The 24120-nt window shown below is 66.3% G+C and carries 20 protein-coding genes; all 20 read left to right on the forward strand.

Annotated elements, in window-relative coordinates; genetic code table 11:
* Positions 1-3 precede the first annotated feature (3 nt).
* The 20 genes from PJE01S_RS21440 (at position 4) to pdxR (ending at position 23445) form a co-directional block, all read left to right on the forward strand.
* Positions 4-1014 (forward strand): ABC transporter ATP-binding protein, encoded by a 1011-nt coding sequence (locus tag PJE01S_RS21440; protein ID WP_068835753.1) that lies wholly within the window; start codon positions 4-6, stop codon positions 1012-1014.
* A complete protein-coding gene (locus tag PJE01S_RS21445; RefSeq protein ID WP_068835754.1) occupies positions 1011-1829 on the forward strand; it encodes an ATP-binding cassette domain-containing protein in 819 nt (272 codons plus the stop codon). The genes PJE01S_RS21440 and PJE01S_RS21445 overlap by 4 nt, the downstream gene beginning before the upstream one ends.
* Positions 1826-2959 (forward strand): YncE family protein, encoded by a 1134-nt coding sequence (locus tag PJE01S_RS21450; protein WP_068835755.1) that lies wholly within the window; start codon positions 1826-1828, stop codon positions 2957-2959. The genes PJE01S_RS21445 and PJE01S_RS21450 overlap by 4 nt, the downstream gene beginning before the upstream one ends.
* Positions 2960-3045: 86 nt before the next feature.
* Positions 3046-4035, forward strand: coding sequence for a TRAP transporter substrate-binding protein (locus tag PJE01S_RS21455; protein ID WP_068835756.1), 990 nt, complete (start codon positions 3046-3048; stop codon positions 4033-4035).
* Positions 4035-4529, forward strand: coding sequence for a TRAP transporter small permease (locus PJE01S_RS21460; RefSeq protein ID WP_068835757.1), 495 nt, complete (start codon positions 4035-4037; stop codon positions 4527-4529). The genes PJE01S_RS21455 and PJE01S_RS21460 overlap by 1 nt, the downstream gene beginning before the upstream one ends.
* Before the next feature lie 3 nt (positions 4530-4532).
* Positions 4533-5816, forward strand: a complete 1284-nt coding sequence (locus tag PJE01S_RS21465) for a TRAP transporter large permease (RefSeq protein ID WP_068835758.1) — start codon at positions 4533-4535, stop codon at positions 5814-5816.
* Positions 5813-6706, forward strand: coding sequence for an HpcH/HpaI aldolase/citrate lyase family protein (locus PJE01S_RS21470; RefSeq protein ID WP_068835759.1), 894 nt, complete (start codon positions 5813-5815; stop codon positions 6704-6706). Before PJE01S_RS21465 ends, PJE01S_RS21470 begins: the two co-directional genes overlap by 4 nt.
* A 93-nt stretch (positions 6707-6799) precedes the next feature.
* Positions 6800-8473 carry a thiamine pyrophosphate-binding protein gene (locus tag PJE01S_RS21475; RefSeq protein WP_068835772.1) on the forward strand — a complete coding sequence of 558 codons (1674 nt, stop codon included), beginning with the start codon at positions 6800-6802 and terminating at the stop codon, positions 8471-8473.
* A gap of 18 nt (positions 8474-8491) precedes the next feature.
* The gene (locus PJE01S_RS21480; protein ID WP_068835760.1) at positions 8492-9745 is read left to right on the forward strand and encodes a Zn-dependent hydrolase; all 1254 of its coding nucleotides are present in this window, start codon (positions 8492-8494) and stop codon (positions 9743-9745) included.
* A 25-nt stretch (positions 9746-9770) separates the two neighbouring features.
* Positions 9771-11270, forward strand: a complete 1500-nt coding sequence (locus PJE01S_RS21485) for an aldehyde dehydrogenase (RefSeq protein ID WP_068835761.1) — start codon at positions 9771-9773, stop codon at positions 11268-11270.
* 27 nt (positions 11271-11297) lie between these two features.
* Positions 11298-12647: an MFS transporter gene (locus PJE01S_RS21490; protein ID WP_068835762.1), complete on the forward strand. Its 1350-nt coding sequence runs from the start codon at positions 11298-11300 to the stop codon at positions 12645-12647.
* Positions 12644-13270, forward strand: coding sequence for an RraA family protein (locus PJE01S_RS21495; RefSeq protein WP_218017548.1), 627 nt, complete (start codon positions 12644-12646; stop codon positions 13268-13270). The genes PJE01S_RS21490 and PJE01S_RS21495 overlap by 4 nt, the downstream gene beginning before the upstream one ends.
* A gap of 36 nt (positions 13271-13306) precedes the next feature.
* Entirely contained in the window at positions 13307-14905 is a 1599-nt protein-coding gene (locus PJE01S_RS21500; RefSeq protein WP_068835763.1) for an ABC transporter substrate-binding protein, read from the forward strand.
* A gap of 65 nt (positions 14906-14970) precedes the next feature.
* Positions 14971-15972, forward strand: a complete 1002-nt coding sequence (locus tag PJE01S_RS21505) for an ABC transporter permease (RefSeq protein WP_068835764.1) — start codon at positions 14971-14973, stop codon at positions 15970-15972.
* Positions 15969-16808: an ABC transporter permease gene (locus tag PJE01S_RS21510; protein ID WP_068835765.1), complete on the forward strand. Its 840-nt coding sequence runs from the start codon at positions 15969-15971 to the stop codon at positions 16806-16808. The genes PJE01S_RS21505 and PJE01S_RS21510 overlap by 4 nt, the downstream gene beginning before the upstream one ends.
* A 10-nt stretch (positions 16809-16818) precedes the next feature.
* Entirely contained in the window at positions 16819-18477 is a 1659-nt protein-coding gene (locus PJE01S_RS21515; RefSeq protein ID WP_068835766.1) for an ABC transporter ATP-binding protein, read from the forward strand.
* Positions 18478-18525: 48 nt separating this feature from the next.
* A complete protein-coding gene (locus PJE01S_RS21520) occupies positions 18526-19389 on the forward strand; it encodes a carbon-nitrogen hydrolase family protein (protein ID WP_218017549.1) in 864 nt (287 codons plus the stop codon).
* Positions 19390-19430: 41 nt separating this feature from the next.
* Complete coding sequence (locus PJE01S_RS21525; RefSeq protein WP_174548572.1) at positions 19431-20882, forward strand: biotin carboxylase; 1452 nt, start codon at positions 19431-19433, stop codon at positions 20880-20882.
* 4 nt (positions 20883-20886) lie between these two features.
* Positions 20887-21915, forward strand: a complete 1029-nt coding sequence (locus PJE01S_RS21530; RefSeq protein ID WP_068835767.1) for a C45 family autoproteolytic acyltransferase/hydrolase — start codon at positions 20887-20889, stop codon at positions 21913-21915.
* A 12-nt stretch (positions 21916-21927) separates the two neighbouring features.
* A complete protein-coding gene (pdxR, locus tag PJE01S_RS21535) occupies positions 21928-23445 on the forward strand; it encodes a MocR-like pyridoxine biosynthesis transcription factor PdxR (RefSeq protein WP_084389695.1) in 1518 nt (505 codons plus the stop codon).
* The last annotated feature ends 675 nt before the right edge of the window (positions 23446-24120 follow it).

Consider the following 24120-nt stretch of genomic DNA (forward strand, 5'->3'; position numbering starts at 1 on the left):
CCCATGAAGAACGCCCTCTCTCCCCTGCTGCAAGTCGATGGCCTGTGCATCGACATCCACGCCGGCGGCCGGACCAAGCATGTGGTGCGTGACGTCGGCTTCTCGGTCGAGCGTGGCAAGACGCTGTGCATCGTCGGCGAGTCGGGATGCGGCAAGTCGCTGACAGCGCTGTCGGTACTTGACCTGCTGCCCGTTGCGGCAGAGCGGCGCGTGCGCCAGTTGCGCTTCGCCGGCGAGGACATGATAACGCTGAATGCCAGCGCGCTGTCGCGGCTGCGCGGCGCCCGCATCGCCATGATCTTTCAGGACCCGATGACCTCGCTGAACCCCGTGTTCACCGTGGGCACCCAGCTCACCGATGTGCTGCGTCAACATCGACCGGTTGGCCAGCGCGAGGCCTGGGAGCGGGCACTTTACCTGCTGCAGCGCGTGGGCATCACCAACGCCGAAGACCGGCTGCGGCAGTACCCGTTCGAGCTCTCGGGTGGTCTTCGCCAGCGCGTCATGATCGCCATGGCCTTGATGTGCGGGCCCGAGCTGCTCATCGCCGACGAGCCCACGACCGCGCTTGACGTGACGGTGCAGGCCGAACTCTTGGAGTTGCTGCAGGGCATCCAGCGTGAATTCGGTCTGGGCATGGTCTTCATCACCCACGACCTGGGCCTGGTCTCGAAGATTGCCGACGACCTGATCGTGATGTACGCCGGCGACATCGTCGAATCCGGCCCGGCGCAGGCCGTGCTGAACGCCCCCCGCCACCCCTACACCCAGATGCTGCTGCACTGCATTCCGCGGCCCGGCAGTACCCGCGCCAAGAGCTCGCTGCCCTCCATTGTCGGCACGGTGCCCTCGTTGGATGCGCCCATCCGGGGTTGCGCTTTCGCGAATCGCTGCCCGGTTGCCGAAGAGCGCTGCGGCGAACCACTTGCCGCCGTGATCGAGGGTGAACACCGCTGTCTGTGCATCAAGCCGGGCGCGCTCCGCACCAGCACGCCAATGCAGGAGGCCGCATGAACACCGCGACGCCAGCCAGCACCCTGGCACTGGAAAACGTGTCCTTCGCCTACGGACATGCCGGCCTGTTCCGGCGCACGCCACCGGGACGCGTGCTGCACGGTGTGGACATCCGCATCGCCTCCGGCGTCACCGTCGGCCTGGTGGGTGAATCGGGCAGCGGCAAGTCCACCATCGCCAAGCTGATGCTGGGCCTGGCCACGCCCCTCGAAGGCCGGGTGCTGCTCGACGGGCAGCCGCTGCAAGCCCTTTCACGGCTGGAGCGGGCGCGCACCGTGCAAATGGTGTTCCAGGACCCCTATTCCTCGCTCAACCCGCGTGCCACCATCGCCGAAATCCTCGCCGCGCCTCTGCGCGTGCACGGCATCGGCGACGCCGCCTCACGCGGCGCCGAAGTACGGCGGATGATGGACGCCGTGGGCCTGGTGTCGGCCTTCGCCCAGCGCTACCCGCGAGAGCTCTCTGGCGGGCAGCGCCAGCGTGTGGCCATTGCCCGCGCGCTGATGCTGCAGCCCCGGATCGTCGTTTGCGACGAACCCACCTCGGCACTGGACGTGTCGGTGCAGTCGCAGATCCTCAACCTGCTGCTCGAACTGCAGCGCGAGCGCGGCCTGGGTTACCTCTTCGTCAGTCACAACCTCGCGGTGGTACAGCACCTCGCCGACGAGATCGTCGTGCTGCAGGGCGGCCGCGTGGTGGAACGCGGCACCGCCAATGCCGTGTATTTCCGGCCCGGCCATGCCTACACGCGCCAGCTCATCGGCGCGACGCTGCTGCCGCCGGATAGCGCTTTCGCAGCAGGGGTGCCCGCATGAGCCGCACCTCGACATCGCCCCCCCAGGGAAGGCACTTCCTGCTGGTCGGCCTCGACGAGAAGGTGACCTGGGACAACGGCCGCATACGCTTCCTGCCGCCGGGTCACGACAGTCTATGCATCTTTGACGTGGGCAGCCCCCCCGACATGCCGGAACTGGTGGCCCGGCTGCCCCTGCCCAACTCGGTGTTCGGTCCTCCCACCAACCTGGCCGTGACGCCAGACCAGCGCTTGGGGCTGGTTGCCGACCCCATGGCTTGGACAGACCATGGCGGCAACTGGAAGCCCATGCCGGGTGATGGGGTCTACGTCATCGACCTGGCGGCCGAGCCACCTGCAGTGCGGGAGCGCATCCAGGTCGGACTGCAGCCCTCGGGATTGGCGATCAACCCACAGGGCACGCTGGCGCTGGTAGCCTGCCGGGCTGACCACACGCTGTCGGTGCTGTCGATTGAGCAGGGCCGCGTCCGGCTCGAAGGTCACGTGGACATGGGCGCCGAGGTCACCGCCGTGAGTTTTGCCGCCGACGGTCGCCGCGCTTTCGCCGTGAAAACCGAAGCCCACCGCCTGGGTGTGCTGCATATCGAAGGCCGCCAGGTGCGCCACGACCCGCGCGAAGACATCACCACCGGCCCGGTGCCCTACAACGTCGCGGCCTCACCCGACGGGCGCTTGGTGCTCACGGTAGACATGGGCAGCCCCACCGCTTCCGACGGGCACGCCGACAGCATCAGTGTCGTGGACGTGCAGACGGTGCCGCCCCGGGTCATCGACAGGATCATGGTCGAAGACGGGCCTGAGGGCATCGCCATCTCGCCCGATGGCCACTACGCCGCAGTGGCGATCGTGCAGGGCTCCAACATCCCTGTGGATGCCTGGTTCCACCACCCGGTCGGGCAGGTGCTTCTGCTGCGCATCGACGGCCCGCGCGTCCAGCGCGCAGGTGCTTTACCCGTCGGGGCATTGCCCGAAGGACTCGCCTTCAGCCCCGACAGCCGCTATCTCTATGTCGGCAACTTTCTCGACGCCGACCTCTGGGTACTCGAAATTCTTGACGGCGTGCTGACCGACACCGGCCGCCGCATCGCGCTGCCGGGACAACCCGCCTCGATGCGGACCCAGTCGCTCTGAAACACCGGCCACCTCACCCAAAAAACCTTTCCGTGACCCATTTTCCTACCCCCCGTCTCGTTTCACTTCCAACCAAGGACCATGCCATGTACTCAAGCTCACGCACGTTCACATCCCTCTTCGCCGCCATCGGCCTCTCGCTGACGGCGCTACCCGCTGCTCACGCTCTGGACATCAAGCTGGGCAACGTGCTCGCCGCCAGCCACAGCTGGAACAAGGCAGCCGAAGGCTTTGCTGCGGAAGTCAAGGACAAGACTGCGGGCCGCATCAATTTCATCCTGTTCCCCAGCGGCCAGCTCGGCAACGAGAAGACGATGGTGGAGGGCATGCAGATCGGCAGCCAGGGCGCAGCCATCATCGGCACCGGCTCGCTGCAGCCAGTGGACGCGCGTTTCGGCGTGGTCGAGCTGCCCTACACCTGGAACAGCGCAGCGCAGGCCTACAAGGCCTACGACGGCGAGCTGGGCGCGGCCCTCGAAAAGATCGCCGACAGCAAGAATCTGGTACTGCTGTCTTGGTGGGAGAACGGCTACCGCCACATCACCAACAACCGTGGTCCTATTAATACACTTGCCGACCTCAAGAGCCTGAAGACGCGCGTCACGCCCGACAAGATGCGGCTGGACGCCTTCACCTTGCTGGGCGCCCACCCCGCGCCGCTGGCATTCGGCGAGCTCTACTCGGCACTGCAGCAAAAGGTGTTCGACGCCCAGGAGAACCCGCTGTCGATCATCTACACCTCGTCCTTCTTCGAGGTACAGAAGTACCTCTCGCTGACCGGCCATGTGTGGAGCCCCGCGAGCCTGGTGCTCTCCAAGTCAACCTGGAACCGCATCTCGCCCGATGACCGCAAGGTGGTCAAGGCTGCGGCCGACCACTGGCGCAACGAGCAGCGCCGAATGATCACCGAGGGCGACAAGCAGTACCTGGCCCAGTTGAAGGACAAGGGCATGCAGATCAACGAAGTGGACAAAACGCCCTTCGCCGCCGCCGTGGCGCCCGTCTGGAAGTCCTACGAAGTGACCTTCGGCCCCGAACTGATGGGTCTGGTCAAGAAATACCAAGAGGCGAAGTGATGCTTTCACGCTTCTCGCATGCCCTTGCGACCTTGAGCCGGGCATTCGCCGCAGTGGCTTGCGCGCTGATCGCGGTGCTAATCACTATCGTGGTGTTCCAGCGCTTCGTCACCCATGCCACGCCACGCTGGGCCGAAGAGCTGCCCCGTTTGGTACTGGTCTGGGCTGCCTTTATCGGCGGCGTCGCCTGCAGCCGTGACCGGGGCCACCTGATGGCCGGACTCCTGCCATTCATGGTCCGCAACCAGCGCGTGCTGGCTGCGGTGGACCGCATCAACCACGCGCTCATTGTGGTCGGCCTGTCCGCCTTGGGATGGGCAGGCTGGCAGCTGGCACAGATCACCATGGACCAGATGCTGCCGGCTATCGACGTGTCAGCCGGGGTTGTGTACCTCGCTTTGCCTGTGGCCTGCGCACTCACGGCCGTGGTCCATCTGGCCCAGATTTTCGAACCCTGGTCCGCGGCGCACGCCGGTTCCTTTGCGCAGGAGTAAGGCATGTCAATCGGCGCTCTTTTCCTGATTGGCACCTTCGTTCTCACGATTTTGGTGGATCTGCCCATCGTCTACGGCATGGTGCTCTCCGGGCTCGCCTACCTGGCGATCTTTGATACGGCCCCGCTCACTGTCGCGGCGCAGCAGTATGTCGCCGGGATGGACAGCTTCACGCTGCTCGCCATTCCCCTGTTCATCCTCGCCGCGCAGTTGATGAATCGCGCAGGTCTGACGCAACGCATCGTGCGGCTGTGCGCCGCCATCGTGGGCGACATCAAGGGCGGGCTGGCGGTGGTCGCCGTCATGTCCTGCCTGCTGTTCGGCGCGCTGTCGGGCTCCGGTGTCGCCGACGTGGTGGCCATCGGCAGCCTGCTGTTGCCAGCCATGGCCCGCAACGGCTATGACAAGGGCTTCAGCTGCGCCCTGGTGGGCTGTGCGGGCACGACCGCGACCATCGTGCCGCCCAGCATCGTGCTCATCATCTACGGCACGACGACCAACACCTCGGTGGGCAAGCTGTTCATGGCCGGCATCGTGCCCGGCATCCTGTTGAGTCTGTCGCTGATCGGCGTGGCCATCTGGCAGTCGCGCAAGTACAACTGGGCAGGTGGGCGACCCTTTGAGTGGAGCGAGCTGCGCGCCGCAATGGTCGACGCACTGCCAGCGTTGATGGTGCCGGTGATGATCATCGGCGGCATCCGGCTGGGCATCTTCACCGCTTCCGAGGCCGCGTCGAGCGCCATCACCTATGCCCTGCTGATCGGCCTGTTCTGGTACCGCACGCTATCGCTGCGCTCCATCTGGCAAAGCCTCAAGGCGGCGGGCGAAGGCAGCGCCTCGATTCTGCTGATGATCGGCGCCTCGGGCTTCTTCGCCTGGATCCTGGTGGCCGAGCAGGTGCCGCAGGCGCTGGCGGCGCTACTAGCGAGCTGGACCGACAGTCGCACCGCCGTATTGCTTCTGCTGATCGTGGTGCTGCTGCTGCTGGGCATGTTCATGGAAGCGATCCCGATCATCATCATCGTCGCGCCCGTGGTGATGCCGGTGCTCGCCCACTACCAGATCGATCCGGTGCACTTCGGCATCCTGCTGACCATCAACCTGGCGATCGGCGCGGTCCATCCGCCGGTGGGCGTCGACCTGATGGCCGCCTGCAAGGTGGGCAACACGCCGGTGATGCAGACCATCCGCCCGCTGGGCTGGATGCTGCTCGCGATGCTGGGCGTGTTGCTGCTGGTCACCTTCGTGCCGGATCTGGTGCTCTTCCTGCCGAGGCACGTCCAATGATGCCCGCCGCCAATACATTGCGCCGCCCGGCCGTTCTGCGCCGCAGTTGGCTGTTCACCGCCGGACTGGACGCGCAGGCGCAGCAGGCCGCGCTGGACAGCGCGGCCGACGTGCTGGTCGCCGACCTGGAGGAGTTCACCGCGCCCGCCGACCGCCCGGCGGCGCGGCCGCGCGTGGCCGCGCTGATGGCGCGCTGCCGGGCCCAGGGAACGCTTGCGGCGGTGCGCATCAACCGCCTGGCCGGCGATGGCCTGGCCGACCTGCGGGGCGTCATGCCCGGCAGCCCGGACATCGTCTTTCTGCCCTACGTGGAGAGCGCCGACGAGATCGCCGCGCTGGCGCAGGCCATCACCGCCCTGGAGACGGAGCTGGGCCTGCCCGCCGGTGCGACCGAGATCGTGCCCACGATCGAATCGGCGCTCGGCGTGGTGCGCATCCAGAGCATCCTCGCGGCCAGCGAGCGCATCCGCGCCTGCCTGCTGGCAGCCGAAGACCTCACGGCCGACCTGGGCGCCGAGCGCGGCCCGGACAGCCTGGAGCTCAACCACCTGCGCAGCCGCTTCCACGTCGAATGCCGGGCCGCCGGCCGCGTGGCGATCGACTGCCCGTTCAACTACCGCGATCCGCAGGCCCAGGCCGCGGATCTCGTTTGGGCCCGGCGCATCGGCCTCAAGGCCAAGTGCGCGGTGTTTCCCGAACAGGTCGCGCCAATCCATGCGGCGCTGACGCCGTCCGCCGAGCAGGTGGAACGCGCGAAGGACCTGGTGGCGCGTTTCGAGGCGGCTCGCCGCGGTGAAGCCATCGCCGGCGCGACCGTCGAGAGCCCCGACTACCACACGGCACGGCGCCTGTTGGCCCGTGACACCGAATTCAAAACCTGGACCGCCTAGGCGCGGACCGATAGACCACGGAGAACTCCCTTGACTTCGACCACCCATTCCACTTCTGCCTCGCCCTCGCGCCGCAACGGCGGCCAGATCCTGATGCAACAGTTGCGCATCCACGGCGCCCGCCGCGTGTTCCTGGTGCCCGGCGAGAGCTACCTGCCCTGCATCGACGCGCTCAACGAGCACAAGGGGGCCATCGAGCCCATCGTCTGCCGCCAGGAAAGCGGCGCCGCCTACATGGCCGAGGCCATGGGCAAGCTCACCGGCGAGCCCGGCATCTGCTTCGTCACGCGCGGCCCGGGCGCCACCAACGCCAGCATCGGCGTGCACACCGCGTTCCAGGACTCGACGCCGATGATCCTGTTCATCGGCCAGGTGGGCAACGACTTCTACGAGCGCGAGGCCTTCCAGGAAATCGACTACCGCCGCATGTTCGGCCAGATGGCCAAGTGGGTGGCGCAGATCGACCGCACCGAGCGCATCCCCGAGTACATCGCCCGCGCCTTCTCGGTCGCCACCAGCGGCCGCCCTGGGCCGGTGGTGCTGGCGCTGCCCGAAGACACACTCTGGGGCACCGCCGAGGTCGCCGACCTGCCGCGCTATACCCGCACCTATAGCCACCCGGGCGCCGACGACATGCGGCGCATGGCGGCGCTGCTGGAGGCAGCCGAGCGTCCCTTTATGATCGTGGGCGGCACGGGCTGGACGCGCGAGGCGATGGGCCATGTCGAAGACTTCGCCGTGCGCTTCCAGGTGCCCGTGGGCACGGCCTGGCGGCGCCTCGAGTGCTTCGACCAGCGCAGTCCCAACGCGGCCGGCCACGTCGGCTGGGCGATGACGCCTGAGCTGCGTCAGCGCCTGCGCGATGCCGACGTGATCCTGGCCGTGGGTACCCGCCTGGGCGAGGCGACGACCGAGGGCTACACGGTCATTGAAAGCCCGATGCCGCGCCAGAAGCTGATCCACGTCTACCCGGACGCCAGTGAGCTTGGGCGTGTTTTCGCACCGACGCAGGCCATCGTCGCGGACGTCGCAAGCTTCGCGAGCGCCCTGGCTCCGTTGTCCCCCCGCGAGCCGCTGCAGCGCAAGGCCTGGGTTGAATCGGCGCGGGCCGAGTACCTGGCCAGCCTGGAGCCCCTTCCCTCCAAGGGCCCACTTTCACTCGACATGGCCGCTGCCATCGCAGCCAAGCAACTGCCACCGGATGCCTGCATCACCGTCGGCGCCGGCAACTACGCGCTCTACCCGCACCGCTACCGCCAGTACACCGGCCCTGGCACCAGCCTGGTGCCGACTGTGGGCTCCATGGGCTACGGGCTGCCCGCGGCGATCTCGGCCAAGCTCGAGGACCCGGACCGCACCGTGGTCTGCTACGCGGGCGACGGCTGCTTCCAGATGAACCTGCAGGAACTGGGCGTGGCGCTCCAGTACCGCGTGGGCGTGGTCGTGCTGGTCTTCAACAACGGCATTTGGGGAACGATCCGCTCGCACCAGGAACGTGAGTTTCCCGGTCGCAACATCGCGCTGTCCTTCACCAACCCCGACTTCACCGCCCTCGTGCGCAGCTACGGCGGCCACGGCGAGGTGGTCGAGCGCACCGAGGACTTCTCCGCGGCGCTGGCCCGCGCCTGCGCGTTCGCGGACCGCGAAAAGCTGCCCGCGCTGATCGAGCTGCGCTACGACGCCGATGGCATCGCCCCCGGCGAAACCCTCTCCGGCATCCGCGACGCCGCCTATGCCCGGCAGCAGGCCGCCACCCCTTCGAACTGACACGGGAGCACCCACACCATGAACATGCTTGACACGACTCACGGCATCGCCATCAATGGCCAGCGCCTCTGGCAGTCCCTGATGGACCTGGCCAAGATCGGCGCCACGCCCAAGGGCGGCAACGCCCGCCTGGCGCTGACCGCGCTGGATGGCCAAGGCCGCGACCTGGTGGTCGGCTGGATGAAGGACGCCGGCCTGGACATCCGCGTCGACCAGGTCGGCAACATCTTCGGCCGGCGCGCCGGCCGCAACAACGCCTTGCCGCCCGTCATGACCGGCAGCCACATCGACACCCAGCCCACCGGCGGCAAGTTCGACGGCTGCTACGGCGTGATGGCGGGGCTCGAGGTGATGCGCACGCTCAATGAGCGCGGCGTGCAGACCGAGGCGCCGCTGGAGTTGATCATCTGGACCAACGAGGAGGGCTCGCGCTTCCTGCCCGTGATGATGGGCTCCGGCGTCTTCACCGGACGCTTCACGCTGGACACCGCGCTCGACGCCCGCGACAGCGAAGGCAAGAGCGTGCGCGATGAACTGAAAGCCATCGGCTACGCGGGCACCGAGCCCGTGGGCGGTCCGGTCGGTGCCTACTTCGAGGCCCACATAGAACAGGGGCCGGTGCTCGAAGCCGAGCACAAGACCATCGGCGCCGTGACCGGCTCGCTCGGCGTGCGCTGGTACGACGTCACGGTCACCGGCATGGAAATGCACGCCGGTCCCACACCGATGTCCGTGCGCAAGGATGCCCTGGTGGCGGCCTGTGAACTGGTGCAGGTGGTGATCCGCATCGCCAACGACAACCTGCCGCACGGCCGCGGCACCGTGGGCGTGCTCAACGTGCATCCCTCGTCGCGCAACGTCGTCCCGGGACGCGTGGACTTCACCGTCGACCTGCGCCACATCGACGCCGAAACGCTGGACGCGATGGACCAGCGCCTGCGCGAGTCCTTCGCGGCGATCGCGCAACGCCACCGCGTGGGGCTGGACCTGCGCCTCGCCCAATACAACAAGCCCACGCCCTTCGCGCCGGAACTCGTGGACATGGTGCGCCAGAGCGCGGTGCGCCGCGGCCTGCCGGCGATGGACATCGTCACCGGCGCGGGCCACGACGCCGTGCACATGGCGATGGTCCATCCCACCGCCATGATCTTCGTGCCCTGCAAGGACGGCGTCAGCCACAACGAGATCGAGGATGCCCAGCCCGAGCACCTCGAAGCGGGCTGCAACGTGCTGCTCGACGCCATGTTGACGCGCGCCGGCACCGCGCGCTGATCCCTTTTCCCATCCAAGGATTCCCATGGAACTGCACAACCTCGCCTACTGGCGTGCCAAGGCCGAAACCCTGCGTTTCGACGGCCTGGCCTACATCGACGGGCGCTACACGCCTGCCGCGGACGGCGCCACCTTCCCCTGCATTAGCCCCATCGACGGCCGCAAGCTGGCCGACGTCGCCGCCTGCGGCGCAGCCGACATCAACCGCGCGGTGGCCGCGGCGCGGCGCGCCTTCGACAGTCGCGTCTGGTCCGGCCTGGCGCCACGCGAACGCAAGCTGCGCCTGCAGCGGCTGGCCGCGCTGATCGAGCAGCACGCCGAGGAACTGGCGCTGATCGAGGCGCTCGACATGGGCAAGCCGGTGCGCGACGCCTTGCTCTTCGACGTGCCCGAGACCGCGCGCTGCTACGCCTGGTATGGCGAAGCCGTCGACAAGCACTACGACGAAGTCGCTCCCATCGGCGACAGCGCGATCGCCACCATCACGCGCGAGCCCGTGGGCGTGGTGGCCGCCGTGGTGCCCTGGAACTTCCCGCTGATGATGTCCGCGTGGAAGGTCGCTCCGGCGCTCGCCGTGGGCAACAGCGTGGTCTTGAAGCCCGCCGAACAGTCCTCGCTCAGCGCCTTGCGCCTGGCCGCGCTCGCGGCCGAAGCGGGGATTCCGCCGGGGGTCTTCAACGTGGTGCCGGGACTTGGCGCCGCTGCCGGCCAGGCGCTGGGCCTGCACCCGGACGTGGACTGCCTGACCTTCACCGGCTCCACCGCCACCGGCAAGCGCTTCATGCGCTACTCGGCGGATTCCAACCTCAAGCGCGTTTGGCTGGAGTGCGGCGGCAAGTCCCCGCACATCGTGTTCGACGACTGCCCCGACCTCGACCGGGCGGCGCTCGTCGCGGCCCAGGCCATCTTCGTGAACCAGGGCGAGGTGTGCATCGCGGGCTCGCGCCTGTATGTGCAAGAAGGCATCTACGACGCCTTCATGGAGCGGCTCACGGTGCACGCCAAGGCCATGGCGCCCAGCGATCCGCTGGACCCCGACGCCCCCATGGGCGCCATCGTGGACGAACGCCAGATGCAAGGCGTGCTCGACCGCATCGAGGCCGGCGTCCGCGAGGGCGCCACGCTCCGCACGGGCGGCCAGCGCGTGCGCACCGAGACCGGCGGCTACTACATCGAGCCGACGATCTTCGACTGCGCGTCGCAGGATCTGTCGATCGTGCGCGAGGAAATCTTCGGACCGGTGCTGGCCGTGCAGCGCTTCGCCACGGAAGACGATGCCATCCGGCTGGCCAACGACTCGGTCTACGGGCTCGGCGCCGGCCTCTGGACCCGCAGCGTCGGCCGTGCCCACCGCCTGTCGCGCCGGCTGCGCGCCGGCCTGGTCTGGGTCAACTGCTACGCCGACGGCGACATCAGCGTGCCGTTCGGCGGCGTCAAGCAGTCGGGCTTCGGCCGTGACAAGTCGCTGCATGCACTCGACAAGTACTGCGACCTCAAGACCACCTGGATCGATTTGAGGGATTGAGTCCCGCCACACAAAAGAGGAACCACCATGAATCACACTCTCCCAGCTGCAGGCGCAGCGGAACGCAAACCCAGCATCAAGCGCATCGCCGTCGCCAGTGTCATCGGCACCACCGTCGAGTGGTACGACCTGTTCATCTTCGCGACGGCATCCGCGCTGGTCTTCAACAAGATTTTCTTCCCATCGTTCGATCCACTGGTCGGCACCCTGCTGGCCTTCGGCACCTTCGCCGCGGCCTACGTCGCTCGCATCGTGGGCGCGGCGCTCTTCGGGCATTTCGGCGACAAGGTCGGCCGCAAGTCGATGCTGCTGATCTCCCTCGTCATGATGGGCCTGGCGACCTTCGCGATCGGTCTGCTGCCGGACTACAAGGCGATCGGCGTGTGGGCCCCGATCCTGCTCCTGACGCTGCGCGTCATCCAGGGGCTGGCCCTGGGTGGCGAATGGGGCGGCGCCGTGCTGATGGCCGTCGAGCACGCGCCCGCCAATCGCCGGGGGCTGTACGGTTCCTGGGTACAGATCGGCGTCCCGCTCGGCACCCTGATCGCCAACCTCGTCTTCCTGATCAGCAACGCGCTGATGCCCACCGAGGACATGCTGTCCTGGGGCTGGCGCATTCCCTTCCTCGCCAGCATCGTGCTCGTGGGCGTGGGCATGTACATCCGGTTGAACATTTCCGAAACCCCGTCGTTCAGCAAGGTCAAGGCATCACACGAGCAGGTCAAGGTCCCGCTGTTCGAGGTGTTCCTGCGCAACTGGCGCCAGGTGCTGCTCGGGGGCGTGGCCACCATGTCCACCGGTACCTCGTACAACCTGCTGGTGGCCTTCGGGCTGACCTACGGCACGCAGACCCTGGGCCACACTCGCAACGAGATGCTCACGGTGGTGCTTCTCTCCTGCGCGCTGTGCGTTGCCTTGCTGCCGGCCTTCGGACGGCTCTCCGACACGTTCGGGCGCAAGCCGGTGATCCTCGCCGGCATCGCCGCCGAGGCCCTGCTGGCCTTCCCCCTGTTCTGGCTCATGGATACGGGTTCTTTCGGCGGCGCCTTGCTCGGCTATCTGCTGATGATGACCGCGTTCGCCGCCAACTACGGCCCGATCGCCACTTTCCTGGCCGAGCTGTTCGGCGCCAAGGTGCGCTACTCCGGCCTGTCCATTGCCTACATGCTGTCCGGCCTCCTGGGCAGCGCGGCCACCCCCATCATCACCACGGCGCTGCTGCAGGCCACGGGGCATGGATCGTCGATCGCGTGGTACATGATCGGCTCGGCCATCCTCTCCGCCATCTGCCTGTGGCTGCTCGCGGAAACGCTGGGTAGGGAGCGGGATGACATGAGCACCGCGCGGCCGGCCGTGGCGACCGGGAGTGCGTCGTGAGCCATCGAGGCATTGACCCGGACTTGCTCGCCCGCCTCCAGGCCGTGAGCTTCCCCACCTTGGGCCATCTTCTGGAAGACGGCTTCGCGGACGCGAGCATCCGCGCGCTCGTGCCCGGCGTGAAGGTCGTCGGCCAGGCCGTCACCTTGCAACTGGTCGACGCCGATGCGATCGCCGTCAATCAGGCGCTCGCCAGCCTTAGGCCGGGAGATGTGCTCGTGATCGACATGGGCGGCGACCATGCGCACGCCCCGGTCGGCGCGGTCACCGCCTGCGCCGCCGCCTGCGCCGGTGCCCTGGCCATCGTCGTCGATGGTGTCGTCACCGACATTCTGGAGCTGCGCGAGACAAAGCTTCCGGTCTTTGCTCGCGGCACCAGTCTGCTGACGACGAAGCTACTCGGCAGCGGGCACAGCCGGATCAACGTCCCCGTGCGCTGCGGCGGCGCTGTCGCGCGCCCGGGCGATCTGGTCCTGGCGGACGACAACGGCGTGCTGTTCGTCGACGCAGGTACCGCCGCCCGCGTGGTCGATGACGCGCTGACCTCCGACCGGGCCGAGCCAGGCACCCTGGCCAGGCTGCGCGCGGGCGAGTCCGTCGCTCGCGTGCTGCTCGGTACCTGACACCACTCTTTCCACCCACTTCTCAGGAGAATTCCCATGAACCCTTTGCCCCTCTCTTCCCTGCGCGCCGTGCCTGCACTGGCGCTGGCTGCGGCCTTGGTGTCGGCCGCGCTTGGCACCGTGGGCACCGCCTCGGCCCAGACGCGCGGCGGTACCTTGTCGGCCATCGTCCAGCCCGAGCCGCCGATACTGATCAGCGCCATGAACTCGCAGGCGCCGACGCAGTACGTGGCCGGCAAGATTTACCAGGGCCTGCTGACCTACGGCCCGGATCTCAAGCCCCGTCCCGAACTGGCCAAAAGCTGGACCATTTCGCCGGACGGCCTGACCTACACGTTCGAGCTGCAAAGCGGCGTGAAGTGGCACGACGGCAAGCCGTTCACCGCCGATGACGCGGCGTTCACCATCGGCATGCTGCTCCCCGAGGTGCACGTGCGCACGCGCGCGGTGCTCCTCAAGTATGTCGCCTCGGTCCGCGCAGTGAGCCCGAGCACGCTGGAAATCAAGCTGAAGAACCCGTTCCCGCCCTTCATCATGATGTTCGAGGTCGGCACCATGCCGATGATGCCCAAGCACCTCTACGAGGGCACGGACTATCGCAAGAACCCGGCCAACCAGACCCCGGTGGGCACCGGCCCCTTCATGTTCAAGGAATGGAAGAAGGGCGCCTACATCAAGCTGGTGCGCAACCCCGACTACTGGAAGAAGGGCCTGCCTTACCTCGACGAACTGGTCTTCAACGTGATCCCCGATTCGGCCTCGCGCGCCGTGGCCTTCGAGCGCGGCGACGTGCAGGTGCTGCGCGGCGGCGACGTGGACAACGTGGACGTCAAGCGGCTGCGCGCCATTCCTGGCGTGGACTACACGACCAAGGGCTGGGAGCTGTTCTCGCCCATGGCCTACCTCACCCTCAACCAGCGCAAGCCGCCGTTCGACAACGTCAAGGTGCGCCAGGCCGTGATGCACGCGCTCAACCGCAAGCTCATCGCCGACAACATCTTCTTCGGCCTGGGCAAGCCGGCGACGGGCCCCTTCACGTCCACGACGCTGTTCCATGAAAAGAACGTTCCGACGTTCGACTTCAACCTGAAGAAGGCGCGCGAGCTCGTCAAGGAATCGGGCGTGGACGTGGGCAAGTACCCGGTGAAGATCCTGTCCACCTCCTACGGCGCCAACTGGGACCGCCTCGACGAATACATCAAGCAGATGCTGGAGAGCATTGGCCTGAAGGTGAGCATCGAGTCGTCCGACGCGGGTAGCTGGTCCGGCCGCGTGAGCAACTGGGACTTCGACATGACCGTCACCTTCGCCTACCAGTACGGCGACCCGGCCCTGGGCGTGGAGCGCTTCTACCGCAGCAGCAACATCGTCAAGGGTTCGCCCTTCGCCAACGTGCAGGGCTACCAAAACGCCAAGGCGGATGTGTTCTGGCTGCGCGGCGGTTCCACGCTCGACCCGGCCGAGCGCCAGCGCGCCTACAGCGAGGTGCAGAAGCTGCTGACGGAGGAGGTGGCCAACGCCAACCTGCTGGAGATGGAGTTCCCCACGCTCTACCGCGCCAACGTGAAGAACCTGGTCACCACGGCCATCGGCCTGAACGAATCGTTCGACAAGGTCTACATCGACAAGAAGTGAGTTGAAACGCAGGCCGGTGCTTCGGCGCCGGCCCCCTGCCTTCGCCCTTGTGCACGGAGCCACCGATGAACTTTCTCTCTTTCTTTCTGTCTCGACTCGCGAAGGCCCTGGTGGTCGTGCTGGGTGTCGTCATCCTGAACTTCTTCCTGGTCCGCATGGCGCCCGGCGACCCGGCCACCGTGCTGGCCGGCGAGGCCGGGGCCGGTGACGAGGTCTTCGTCACCCAGCTGCGCGAGCAGTTCGGCCTCGACAAGCCTGTCGTCGTGCAGTTGGGCCGCTACCTGGCGGGCGTCGCCCAGCTCGACCTCGGCTATTCCTATCGCAACCGGCTGCCGGTGCTGGACCTCATCCTCGACCGGCTGCCCGCGACCTTCCTGCTCATGGGAGGCGCCTTCCTGTTCTCCATCGTGGTGGGCGTGGCGCTGGGTGTGTTGGCGGCCCGCACACGCTACGAGAACCGCCGACGCTGGCTTGACAGCACATTGATGTCCGGGGCGCTGCTGCTGTATGCCACGCCGCTGTTCTGGCTGTCGCTGATGGCCATCATTTTGTTCTCGGTGGTGCTCGGGTGGCTGCCAGCCTTCGGCATGGAGTCGATCGGCGCCAACCTGACCGGGCTGGATCGCGTGCTGGACATCGCCCGGCACCTGGTGCTGCCCACGCTGTCGCTCGGCTGCTTCTTCATGGCGGTGTACGTCCGGCTGACGCGCGCCTCGATGCTGGAGGTGATGGGCATGGACTTCGTCAAGACCGCCCGCGCCAAGGGCGTGCCAGCTCGCCGCGTGATTCGCGTGCACGTGCTGCGCAACGCCTTGCTGCCGGTCATCACCTTCGCCGGCATCCAGCTCGGCCAGATGGCGGGGGGCGCCGTGCTCACCGAAACCGTGTTCGCCTGGCCCGGCATCGGCCGCCTGATGTTCGATGCGCTGATGCAGCGCGACTACCAGTTGCTACTGGGCATCTTCTTCATGACGTCCGTCCTGGTCGTCGCCTTCAATCTGGTGACCGACATCGTCTATCGCCTCGTCGATCCACGCATCGCCGCCAGCCAAGGAGCCTCCACATGAAGTCCTTTCTTCGCCGTTTCGCGCGCAACTACGGCGCGCTGTTTGGTGTGCTGATCTTCCTCGTTGTCGTGTTCCTTGCCGCCACCGCGTCGGTGTTCTACGAGGAATCCCCGTGGAACATGGTCGCCGCGCCGCTCGTCGCGCCCTTCACCGATGCAGCGCTGCCCTTCGGCACCGACATGCTGGGGCGCGACCTCACGGCCGGCATGCTCTATGGCGCGCGCGTGTCGCTGCTGGTGGGCGTGGTGTCCACCGTGGTCGCCCTGGTGCTCGGCATCCTGGTCGGCGCCGTGGCGGGCTACAGCGGCGGCCGCATCGACGATGCGCTGATGCGCTTCACCGAGTTCTTCCAGACCATCCCGCAGTTGGCGATGGCGGTGGTGATCGTGGCCATCTTCAGCCCCTCGGTGGTGACCATCGTCGGCGCGATTGCCGTGGTGTCCTGGCCGCCGGTGGCGCGGCTCGTGCGCGCCGAGTTCATGAGCCTCAAGCAGCGGGAGTTCGTCCAGGCCGCCGTGGTGATCGGCCAGAAGCCGCTGCGCATCATCCTCACGCAGATACTGCCCAACGCACTCTCGCCCATCATCGTCACGGCCTCTTTCATGGTGGCCACGGCCATCCTGACCGAGTCTTCGCTGTCCTTCCTCGGGCTGGGCGACCGCAACATGATGAGTTGGGGTTTCATGATCGGCGCCTCGCGCACCATGCTGCGCGAGGCCTGGTGGATGAGTGTGTGGCCCGGCGTGGCGATTCTGCTGACCGTGCTCGCCATCAACCTGATCGGCGAGGGTCTCAATGACGCCCTCAATCCGCAACTGCGCAAGCGCGGCGAATAGGAGCCTCCCCATGCCAAACTTCCTTCCATCCCAAGCGTCGCTGCTGTCCATCCAGGAACTCAGCATTGCCCTGCCGCAGGGCGCGGACCGCCCGTATGCCGTGCAGGACATCTCATTCGACCTGCGGCGCGGAGAAATCCTCTGCATCGTCGGCGAATCAGGCTCGGGCAAGTCCATGAGCTCCAACGCCATCATGGGCCTGCTGCCACCCGGGCTCGTGCCGCAAACCGGCCGCATCCTGTTCCAGGGGCGCGACCTGCTGCTGCAGGACGAGACCACCCTGCTCGGCATGCGCGGCAAGGACATGGCCATGGTGTTCCAGGAGCCGCTGTCGGCGCTGAATCCCCTGATGACCGTGGGCGAGCAGATCGCCGAGGTCATGCGCGTGCACCGGAGCCATGATCCGCAGGCCTGCGAGCGCCGCGTGCTGGAGCTGCTGGAGTTCGTGGGCCTGCCCGACCCCGTGACACTGCGCCACAGCTACCCGTTCCGCCTGTCGGGCGGCCAGCGCCAGCGCGTCGTCATCGCGATGGCCCTGGCGCTGGAGCCCAGCCTGCTGATCGCCGATGAGCCCACGACGGCGCTGGACGTGACGACGCAGGCGCAGATCCTCGCACTGATCCGCCGCATCCAGCGGGAAAAAGGCATGGGCGTGATGTTCGTCACCCACGACTTTGGTGTGGTCGCGGAGATCGCCGACAGGGTGGCGGTCATGGAAAAGGGCCGCTTGGTGGAGATCGGCCCCGCCTACCAGGTGCTTAATCAGCCCCAGCACCCGTATACCCGACGTCTTATTGGCGCCGTCCCCCACGGACTCGCACGCAAGGCATCGTCCGCGCAGTCCGAGACCGTGCTGGAGGTTCGCAACCTGCGCAAGACGTATGCCACCGGCGGCGGCTGGTTCGCCCCCAAGCGCGTCGTCCATGCCGTGAATGACGTGAGCTTCAGCGTGCGGCGCGGCGAAACACTGGGGATCGTCGGCGAATCGGGTTCCGGCAAGTCCACCATCGGCAAGTGCCTGCTGCGTTTGACCGGAATCGACGGGGGGCAACTGCTGTTCGACGGCTGCGATCTGGCCACCCTCAGCGAGCGCCAGTTCCGCCCATTGCGCAAGGACGTGCAGATGATCTTCCAGGATCCCTTCGCGTCGCTGAATCCGCGGCACACCGTTGGCCGGATCATCTCCGATGGGCCTGTCGCCAACGGCGTGCCGACCGCCGAAGCGCACCGGCGAACCCGCGAACTGCTGGAACTGGTAGGGCTGGAAGCCTCGGCCTTCGACCGCTACCCCAACCAGTTTTCGGGCGGCCAGCGCCAGCGCATCGGCATCGCACGCGCCCTAGCGCTGCAGCCCAAGCTGATCGTCGCCGACGAGTCCGTCTCGGCGCTGGACGTTTCGGTGCAGGCCCAGGTGCTGGAATTGCTGGCCCGGCTGCAAAAGCAGCTGAATCTGGCGCTGGTGTTCATCACGCATGACCTGCGGGTGGCGGCCCAGATCTGCCACCACGTCATCGTGATGCACTGCGGCGGCGTGGTGGAGTCTGGCCCTCCGTCGCGGATCTTCGACGCGCCGGAGCACGACTACACCCGTCGCCTGATCGCCTCGATTCCCGGCAAGGCGTGGGAGCCGCCCGTCACTGCGCCCGCGGCTGCGGCCGCCCGTGCCTGACCCACCCTTGTCTTTGCCATCTGGCTCTATCTTCTTGGAGGACTGCGAGTGACTCTCTCGAACTTCGGCATTGCCGGCGTGCAGATGTACGTTTCGGCATCCCATGACAACGTCGAACGCATGGGCGGCTACATGCAGCACATCCGCAAGCGCTTCCCCTGGGTGCGCATGGTGCTGTTCCCCGAGTTGTGCCCGCTGGGCCCAGGCCGCGACAAGGCCGAGCCGCTGCCCGGGCCGACCGAGGACCGCCTGCGGGAGCTGGCGCGCGAAACCGGGCTGTGGCTGATCCCTGGGTCGATGTTCGAAGCGGTGGACACCCCCCAGGGCACCGTCGTGTACAACACCACTCCGGTGATCGATCCCCACGGGGACGTGGTGGCGCGCTGCCGCAAGCTGTTCCCGTTCCGCCCCTACGAGGAGGGCGTCGAGGGCGGCACTGAGTTCTGCGTGTTCGACGTGCCCGACGTGGGGCGCTTCGGCGTGTCCATCTGCTACGACATGTGGTTCCCCGAAACGACCCGATCCCTGGTGGCCTTGGGCGCGGAGGTGATCCTCCATCCCACCATGACCGACACCATCGACCGCGACGTCGAACTCGCCATCGCCCGCGCCTCGGCGGTGACCAACCAGGTCTATTTCTTTGACATCAACGGCGTCGGCGACGGCGGCGTTGGCCGTTCCATCGTCTGCGACCCCTCCGGCTACGTGCTGCACGAATCGCAGGCCGGCGACGAGATCGTCGCCATCGACGTGGATCTGCAACGCGTGCGCCGGGAGCGGGAGCGCGGCCTGCGCACCTTGGGGCAGCCTCTGAAGAGCTTCCGCGACCGCGCCTGCGATTTTCCCGTGTACGAGCGCCGCGCCACGGACGGCTACCTCCAATCCCTTGGCCCGCTGGTCAAGCCCACCTGAACATGCCTCGCCGTCATAAGAAAAACCATGGAGTACGCATCATGAGCCAGAAGATCAGGACCATCGCCGACATGCTGCTGATGTTCCATCGCAACGAGCGCCCGATTTACTTCATCAGCGCCACCAATTTCAACCTGCTCGGCATCGATCGGTGGGTCAACCGCTTCCGCTACATCAGCTACATCGACTGCTTCGACGGAAGACACCCCAACGTCTTCGTGCCCGGCGAAACGCCCCACGATGAGTTCGAGTCCATCGAGGACATCAACAACTATCTCCTGCAGCACAAGGAGGTGATCGACCTGATCGAGCGGCGAGGAGGCCGCCCCGTGGCCACTTTCCTGATGTTCGACGAGAAGACCGAGGCGTTGGCGAAGGAACTCGGCATGGACGTGTGGTTCCCGCCCGCCGCCCTGCGCCAGCGCTGCGACAACAAGATGGAGACCGTGCGGATCGGCAACAAGGCTGGCGTGCGCTCGGTGCCGAACACGCTGCAGAAGGTCACGAGCTACGCGGAACTCCTCCGGGTGGCCGAGGGTGCGGGACTGGGGACGGATCTCGTGGTGCAGTCCGCCTTCGGCGACTCCGGCCACACGACCTTCTTCATCGCGAGCGAAGCCGATTTTGAAAAACACAAGGAAGACATCGTCGGTGAGGCCGAGGTCAAGATCATGAAGCGCATCAATTGCCGGGGCGCCACATTGGAAGCGTGTGCCACGCAGTCCGGCACGCTGGTGGGCCCGCTGTTGACCGAGGTCGTGGGGGCGCAGGAACTGACGCCCTACAAAGGGGGCTGGTGCGGGAACGAAATCTTCCCTGGCGCCTTTTCCGAGCAGGTGCGGGCGAAGGCGCGCGCCATGGCCGAGCGCTTCGGCAACCAGTTACTCGAGGAGGGCTACCGCGGCTACTTCGATCTCGACTTCCTGGTGGATCAGGACACGGGCGACGTCTATCTAGGAGAGCTCAACCCCCGCATCTGCGGTGCCAGCCCGATGACCAACCACGCGGCCTTCGCCTACGCCGATGCGCCCTTGTTCCTGTTTCACCTGCTGGAGTTCTCGGGCGTGCCCTTCGACCTCAACGTCAAGGAGATCAACGACCGCTGGGCCCGGCCGGAGTTCATCGACTCGTGGTCGCAACTGATCATCAAATCCACCTCCAACCAGATCGACCAGGTGGTCAACGCGCCCCCCACCGGCATCTACCACATGGCCGGCGACGGCACCATCGGCTACCAACGCTTCGACTACGAGCGGCGTGCCATCGACTCGGAGCGCGAAGCCTTCTTCCTGCGTATCACGGGGCCGGGCGACTACCGCTACCAGGGCGCAGATCTCGGAATTCTCATCACGCGGGGCCGGGCGATGAACGACAACTTCCGTCTCAACGTGCGTTCCCGCGACTGGATCCGGGGCATTCAGCGGCTCTACGCTGGCAAGCCCATCGTGAAGCAGGAGCATGTCCCCACGCCAGGCACCTTCAAGATCCTCTAAGACCATGACCGTCCACGAAGTTCATTTTCCGGTGCGCTTTGAGGCTTCCGTCGAGGACCAGCCGGGGCCGCTGTGGAAGGCCCGGTTCGATCGGTACTGGCCCGCCTATCGCACCTGGTTTCTGCGCACGGCCACCGTGGGTCGCCCCACCTACCTGGACTGCCGCCGCGCCATGCGCCAGCACATGCCCGAACTCGTACCGGTGTGGGAATCGCTGGTGGATCTGGCTGGCGGGGGCGATGTCGAGGCGCGCTTTCTGTCCCTGTGGTGCCCGCCCCCGTACATCGGCGGATGCACCCAGGCGGTGTGGCTCGACCCCACGGGCCATGAGGAGCCCGCGCTGCTGCGCAACTACGACTATGCCCCGGCCCTGCTCGAAGGCAATTGGGTTGCCACACGCTGGCTCGGGCCGCGCGTGGTGGCGATGAGCGATTGCTTGTGGGGCGCGCTCGACGGCATCAATGAGGCAGGGCTGGCCTGCTCATTGTCATTCGGCGGCCGCGCGGTATCTGGCCAAGGCTTCGGAGTCCCGCTGGTATTGCGCTATGTGCTGGAAATGGCAACGACGACCCGCGAAGCTGTCCGCATGCTCGAGCGCCTGCCGGTGAGCACGACCTACAGCATCACGATGCTCGATCGCCAGGCCGACTGGGCGACCGTCTTCGTCGCACCCGACAGAAAGGCCGAGGTCGTCCGCCAGGCAGTCGTCACCAACCATCAACGGGACATCGAGTGGCCCGAGCATGCCAAGGCAACCCGGTCCGTGGAAAGGCAGAGCTGGCTCGCGGCCCGCGTCGCCCAGCCGGGAAGCGCCCAGGATATTGCGATGGCCCTGATGTCTCCGCCGATGGTTCAGGACGCTTATCAACGTGGCTACGGAACCCTCTACACCGCGTCCTACCGGCCCCGCAGCGGCGCCATCGGATTGCTCTGGCCGGGGAGCGAGCCCTGGATGCAATCGGTCGCCGATTTCAAGGAGGGCCAGCGCGACATCGTCTTCCCACCCCCCCCGGCTGCGGTGGGGAGCACTTGACACCGAATCCGCATGTCCGTCAAAGCGAGCCTGCTCTCTGAACTGCTGCTGCAAAAGCGCGCCTGGGTTCCCGGGGGGCGCAATGGCGAATGGATGCACCGAGAACTCTATGAACTGATCAAGGGCGAGATCCTCGAGGGTTCGTTGTCTGGCGGCAGTCGGCTACCGCCTTCGCGTGTGCTGGGGCAGGAGCTCGGGGTATCTCGCAACACGGTGCTCTACGCCTTCGACCAGTTGCTCGCCGAAGGCTACGTGACGGCCACCGTGGGACGCGGGACTTTCGTGGCCGACGTTCCTCTGCGGCCTGCGCGCCATCCCTCCCTCGACCCCGCCGCCCCGTTCGGCGAACTTCCCGCGTCCAGCTCTCCCACCCTCTCCGCGCGGGGTACCCAGCTTCTCGCCCGACGCGGTGCATCGGATCGCCAATGGGGCGCATTCGCGGCTGGCGTCCCTGACGTTTCACTCTTTCCCCGCAAAGTCTGGCTGCGCCTGCTGAACAGACATTGGCGCCGCCCCAGTTCCGAGACACTGAGCTACAGCACCGTAGGCGGGCACCCGGCGCTGAGGCGTGCTCTGGCGGAACACCTGCATCTCGCCCGTTCCGTGCGTTGCGAACCCGAGCAGATCGTCATTACCTCGGGGATCCACCAAGCGATCGACGTCGTGTCCCGCCTGCTGGGCGACCCGGGCGACCGCGCCTGGATGGAAGATCCCGGCTACTGGGGCACGCGCAGCGTGCTCGCGAGCAATGGTATCGAAGTCGTCCCGGTGCCTGTCGATTGCCATGGCATGGCGCCCAGTGAACAACAGTTCCATGGTCCTGCGCCACGCTTCATCTTCACCACCCCTTCCCACCAATACCCCCTGGGGATGTCCATGAGCGTGCCTAGGCGGCTCATGCTGATCGACTATGCCCAGCGGACAGGCTGTTGGATCGTCGAGGACGACTACGACAGCGAGTTTCGCTTCGAAGGCCGCCCGCTGGCATCGCTGCAAGGACTGGACAGCCATGAGCGCGTCATCTACATGGGCACCTTCTCCAAGACCTTGTTTCCGGGTCTGAGAACCGGCTACATGGTCCTGCCCAAGTCCATCGCCGTGTGTGCAACGCAGGCCCTGTCGGAGCTGTATCGCGAAGGGCAACTCGTCCAACAGGCGGCGTTGGCCGATTTCATGGCCGAAGGTCACTACGCTGCGCACATCCGCCGCGTTCGCCACCTGTACGCCAAACGCTACGCCCTTTTGCGCCAGGCGATCACTCGCCACTTGGGCCCGAACTGGCCCGTCGCTTCGCAGGATGCGGGACTGCATCTGGTGCTCCTGCTGCCCGACGAGTTGGACGATGTGCGCATCAGCAACGAAGTTCGAGCCCAGCAGATTCTCGCGCGGCCGCTGTCGCACTACTACCAAAGCCCAGAAAAGGCACGCAGGGGCCTGCTGCTGGGCTATGCATGTGTCCCCGAAGACCTTATCGATCAGGGAGTCCAGGTCATCGCACGAGCGATCGGCACCGCTCACTCGCCACGATAGCGATGATCGAACTGTGCCATCTCCTTGATTGATATATGACCCTCGTGCTTCCCTGGATGGGGGCGCACGCCACCGCCAACCCCATAGCGTTGACTTGTTGGACTTGGCGACTGCCGCCGTTGCCGATGTTGAATGCCAAGTCGCTGGGCTAGACTTCGTTCATGGCTAAACCATCGGCTACTAATTTATTTCGTAAATGGTCAATCTTGTGCGGCCTCTGTGTGGTTGCAACTGTCGCAGTTTTGTACGGGCGTCCCGTATATGACATAGCGCGTATGGAGTGGTGTTTTCACAAGGGCGGCGAGTGGGAGCACGAAGCTGGTTGCATTATTGAGCCTGCGCCTAGCAAACCTTAGGCTGCTTGGCAGATTCCCCTGCCGCAGAAAGTCGCACTGGCAGCATTCGTGCAGCCCAAACACAAACTGGCATGAAGCTTGGCGTTACTGGGCTGTTTTCCTACTTATCAAAACACCCATTTACCGTAAGTAGGCGAGGGCGGGACAGATCAATCCATCGTGATGCCAAGTTTGCGGATTAAGCAGCCTAGGCGAAGTGGACCGCTTTTTGCCCGAAGCCGACATTGCGCGGTTGCTTGGAACCCTATTTCGCTGTTGCCCATTCCACCGTTGCAGTTCGGCGCCCGTGCGTTGGCATCTGAATTCCCCAGGGGTAGGG

It is taken from the genome of Polaromonas jejuensis NBRC 106434 (assembly GCF_001598235.1).
In the GTDB taxonomy this organism is placed as follows: Bacteria; Pseudomonadota; Gammaproteobacteria; order Burkholderiales; family Burkholderiaceae_C; genus Polaromonas; species Polaromonas jejuensis.

Excerpts from the sequence above, each read along its gene's own strand:
- PJE01S_RS21440 (WP_068835753.1), top strand. The coding sequence starts at position 4 with ATGAAGAACGCCCTCTCTCCCCTGCTGCAAGTCGATGGCCTGTGCATC.
- PJE01S_RS21445 (WP_068835754.1), top strand. The coding sequence starts at position 1,011 with ATGAACACCGCGACGCCAGCCAGCACCCTGGCACTGGAAAACGTGTCC.
- PJE01S_RS21450 (WP_068835755.1), top strand. The coding sequence starts at position 1,826 with ATGAGCCGCACCTCGACATCGCCCCCCCAGGGAAGGCACTTCCTGCTG.
- PJE01S_RS21455 (WP_068835756.1), top strand. The coding sequence starts at position 3,046 with ATGTACTCAAGCTCACGCACGTTCACATCCCTCTTCGCCGCCATCGGC.
- PJE01S_RS21460 (WP_068835757.1), top strand. The coding sequence starts at position 4,035 with ATGCTTTCACGCTTCTCGCATGCCCTTGCGACCTTGAGCCGGGCATTC.
- PJE01S_RS21465 (WP_068835758.1), top strand. The coding sequence starts at position 4,533 with ATGTCAATCGGCGCTCTTTTCCTGATTGGCACCTTCGTTCTCACGATT.
- PJE01S_RS21470 (WP_068835759.1), top strand. The coding sequence starts at position 5,813 with ATGATGCCCGCCGCCAATACATTGCGCCGCCCGGCCGTTCTGCGCCGC.
- PJE01S_RS21475 (WP_068835772.1), top strand. The coding sequence starts at position 6,800 with ATGCAACAGTTGCGCATCCACGGCGCCCGCCGCGTGTTCCTGGTGCCC.
- PJE01S_RS21480 (WP_068835760.1), top strand. The coding sequence starts at position 8,492 with ATGAACATGCTTGACACGACTCACGGCATCGCCATCAATGGCCAGCGC.
- PJE01S_RS21485 (WP_068835761.1), top strand. The coding sequence starts at position 9,771 with ATGGAACTGCACAACCTCGCCTACTGGCGTGCCAAGGCCGAAACCCTG.
- PJE01S_RS21490 (WP_068835762.1), top strand. The coding sequence starts at position 11,298 with ATGAATCACACTCTCCCAGCTGCAGGCGCAGCGGAACGCAAACCCAGC.
- PJE01S_RS21500 (WP_068835763.1), top strand. The coding sequence starts at position 13,307 with ATGAACCCTTTGCCCCTCTCTTCCCTGCGCGCCGTGCCTGCACTGGCG.
- PJE01S_RS21505 (WP_068835764.1), top strand. The coding sequence starts at position 14,971 with ATGAACTTTCTCTCTTTCTTTCTGTCTCGACTCGCGAAGGCCCTGGTG.
- PJE01S_RS21510 (WP_068835765.1), top strand. The coding sequence starts at position 15,969 with ATGAAGTCCTTTCTTCGCCGTTTCGCGCGCAACTACGGCGCGCTGTTT.
- PJE01S_RS21515 (WP_068835766.1), top strand. The coding sequence starts at position 16,819 with ATGCCAAACTTCCTTCCATCCCAAGCGTCGCTGCTGTCCATCCAGGAA.
- PJE01S_RS21525 (WP_174548572.1), top strand. The coding sequence starts at position 19,431 with ATGAGCCAGAAGATCAGGACCATCGCCGACATGCTGCTGATGTTCCAT.
- PJE01S_RS21530 (WP_068835767.1), top strand. The coding sequence starts at position 20,887 with ATGACCGTCCACGAAGTTCATTTTCCGGTGCGCTTTGAGGCTTCCGTC.
- pdxR (WP_084389695.1), top strand. The coding sequence starts at position 21,928 with ATGTCCGTCAAAGCGAGCCTGCTCTCTGAACTGCTGCTGCAAAAGCGC.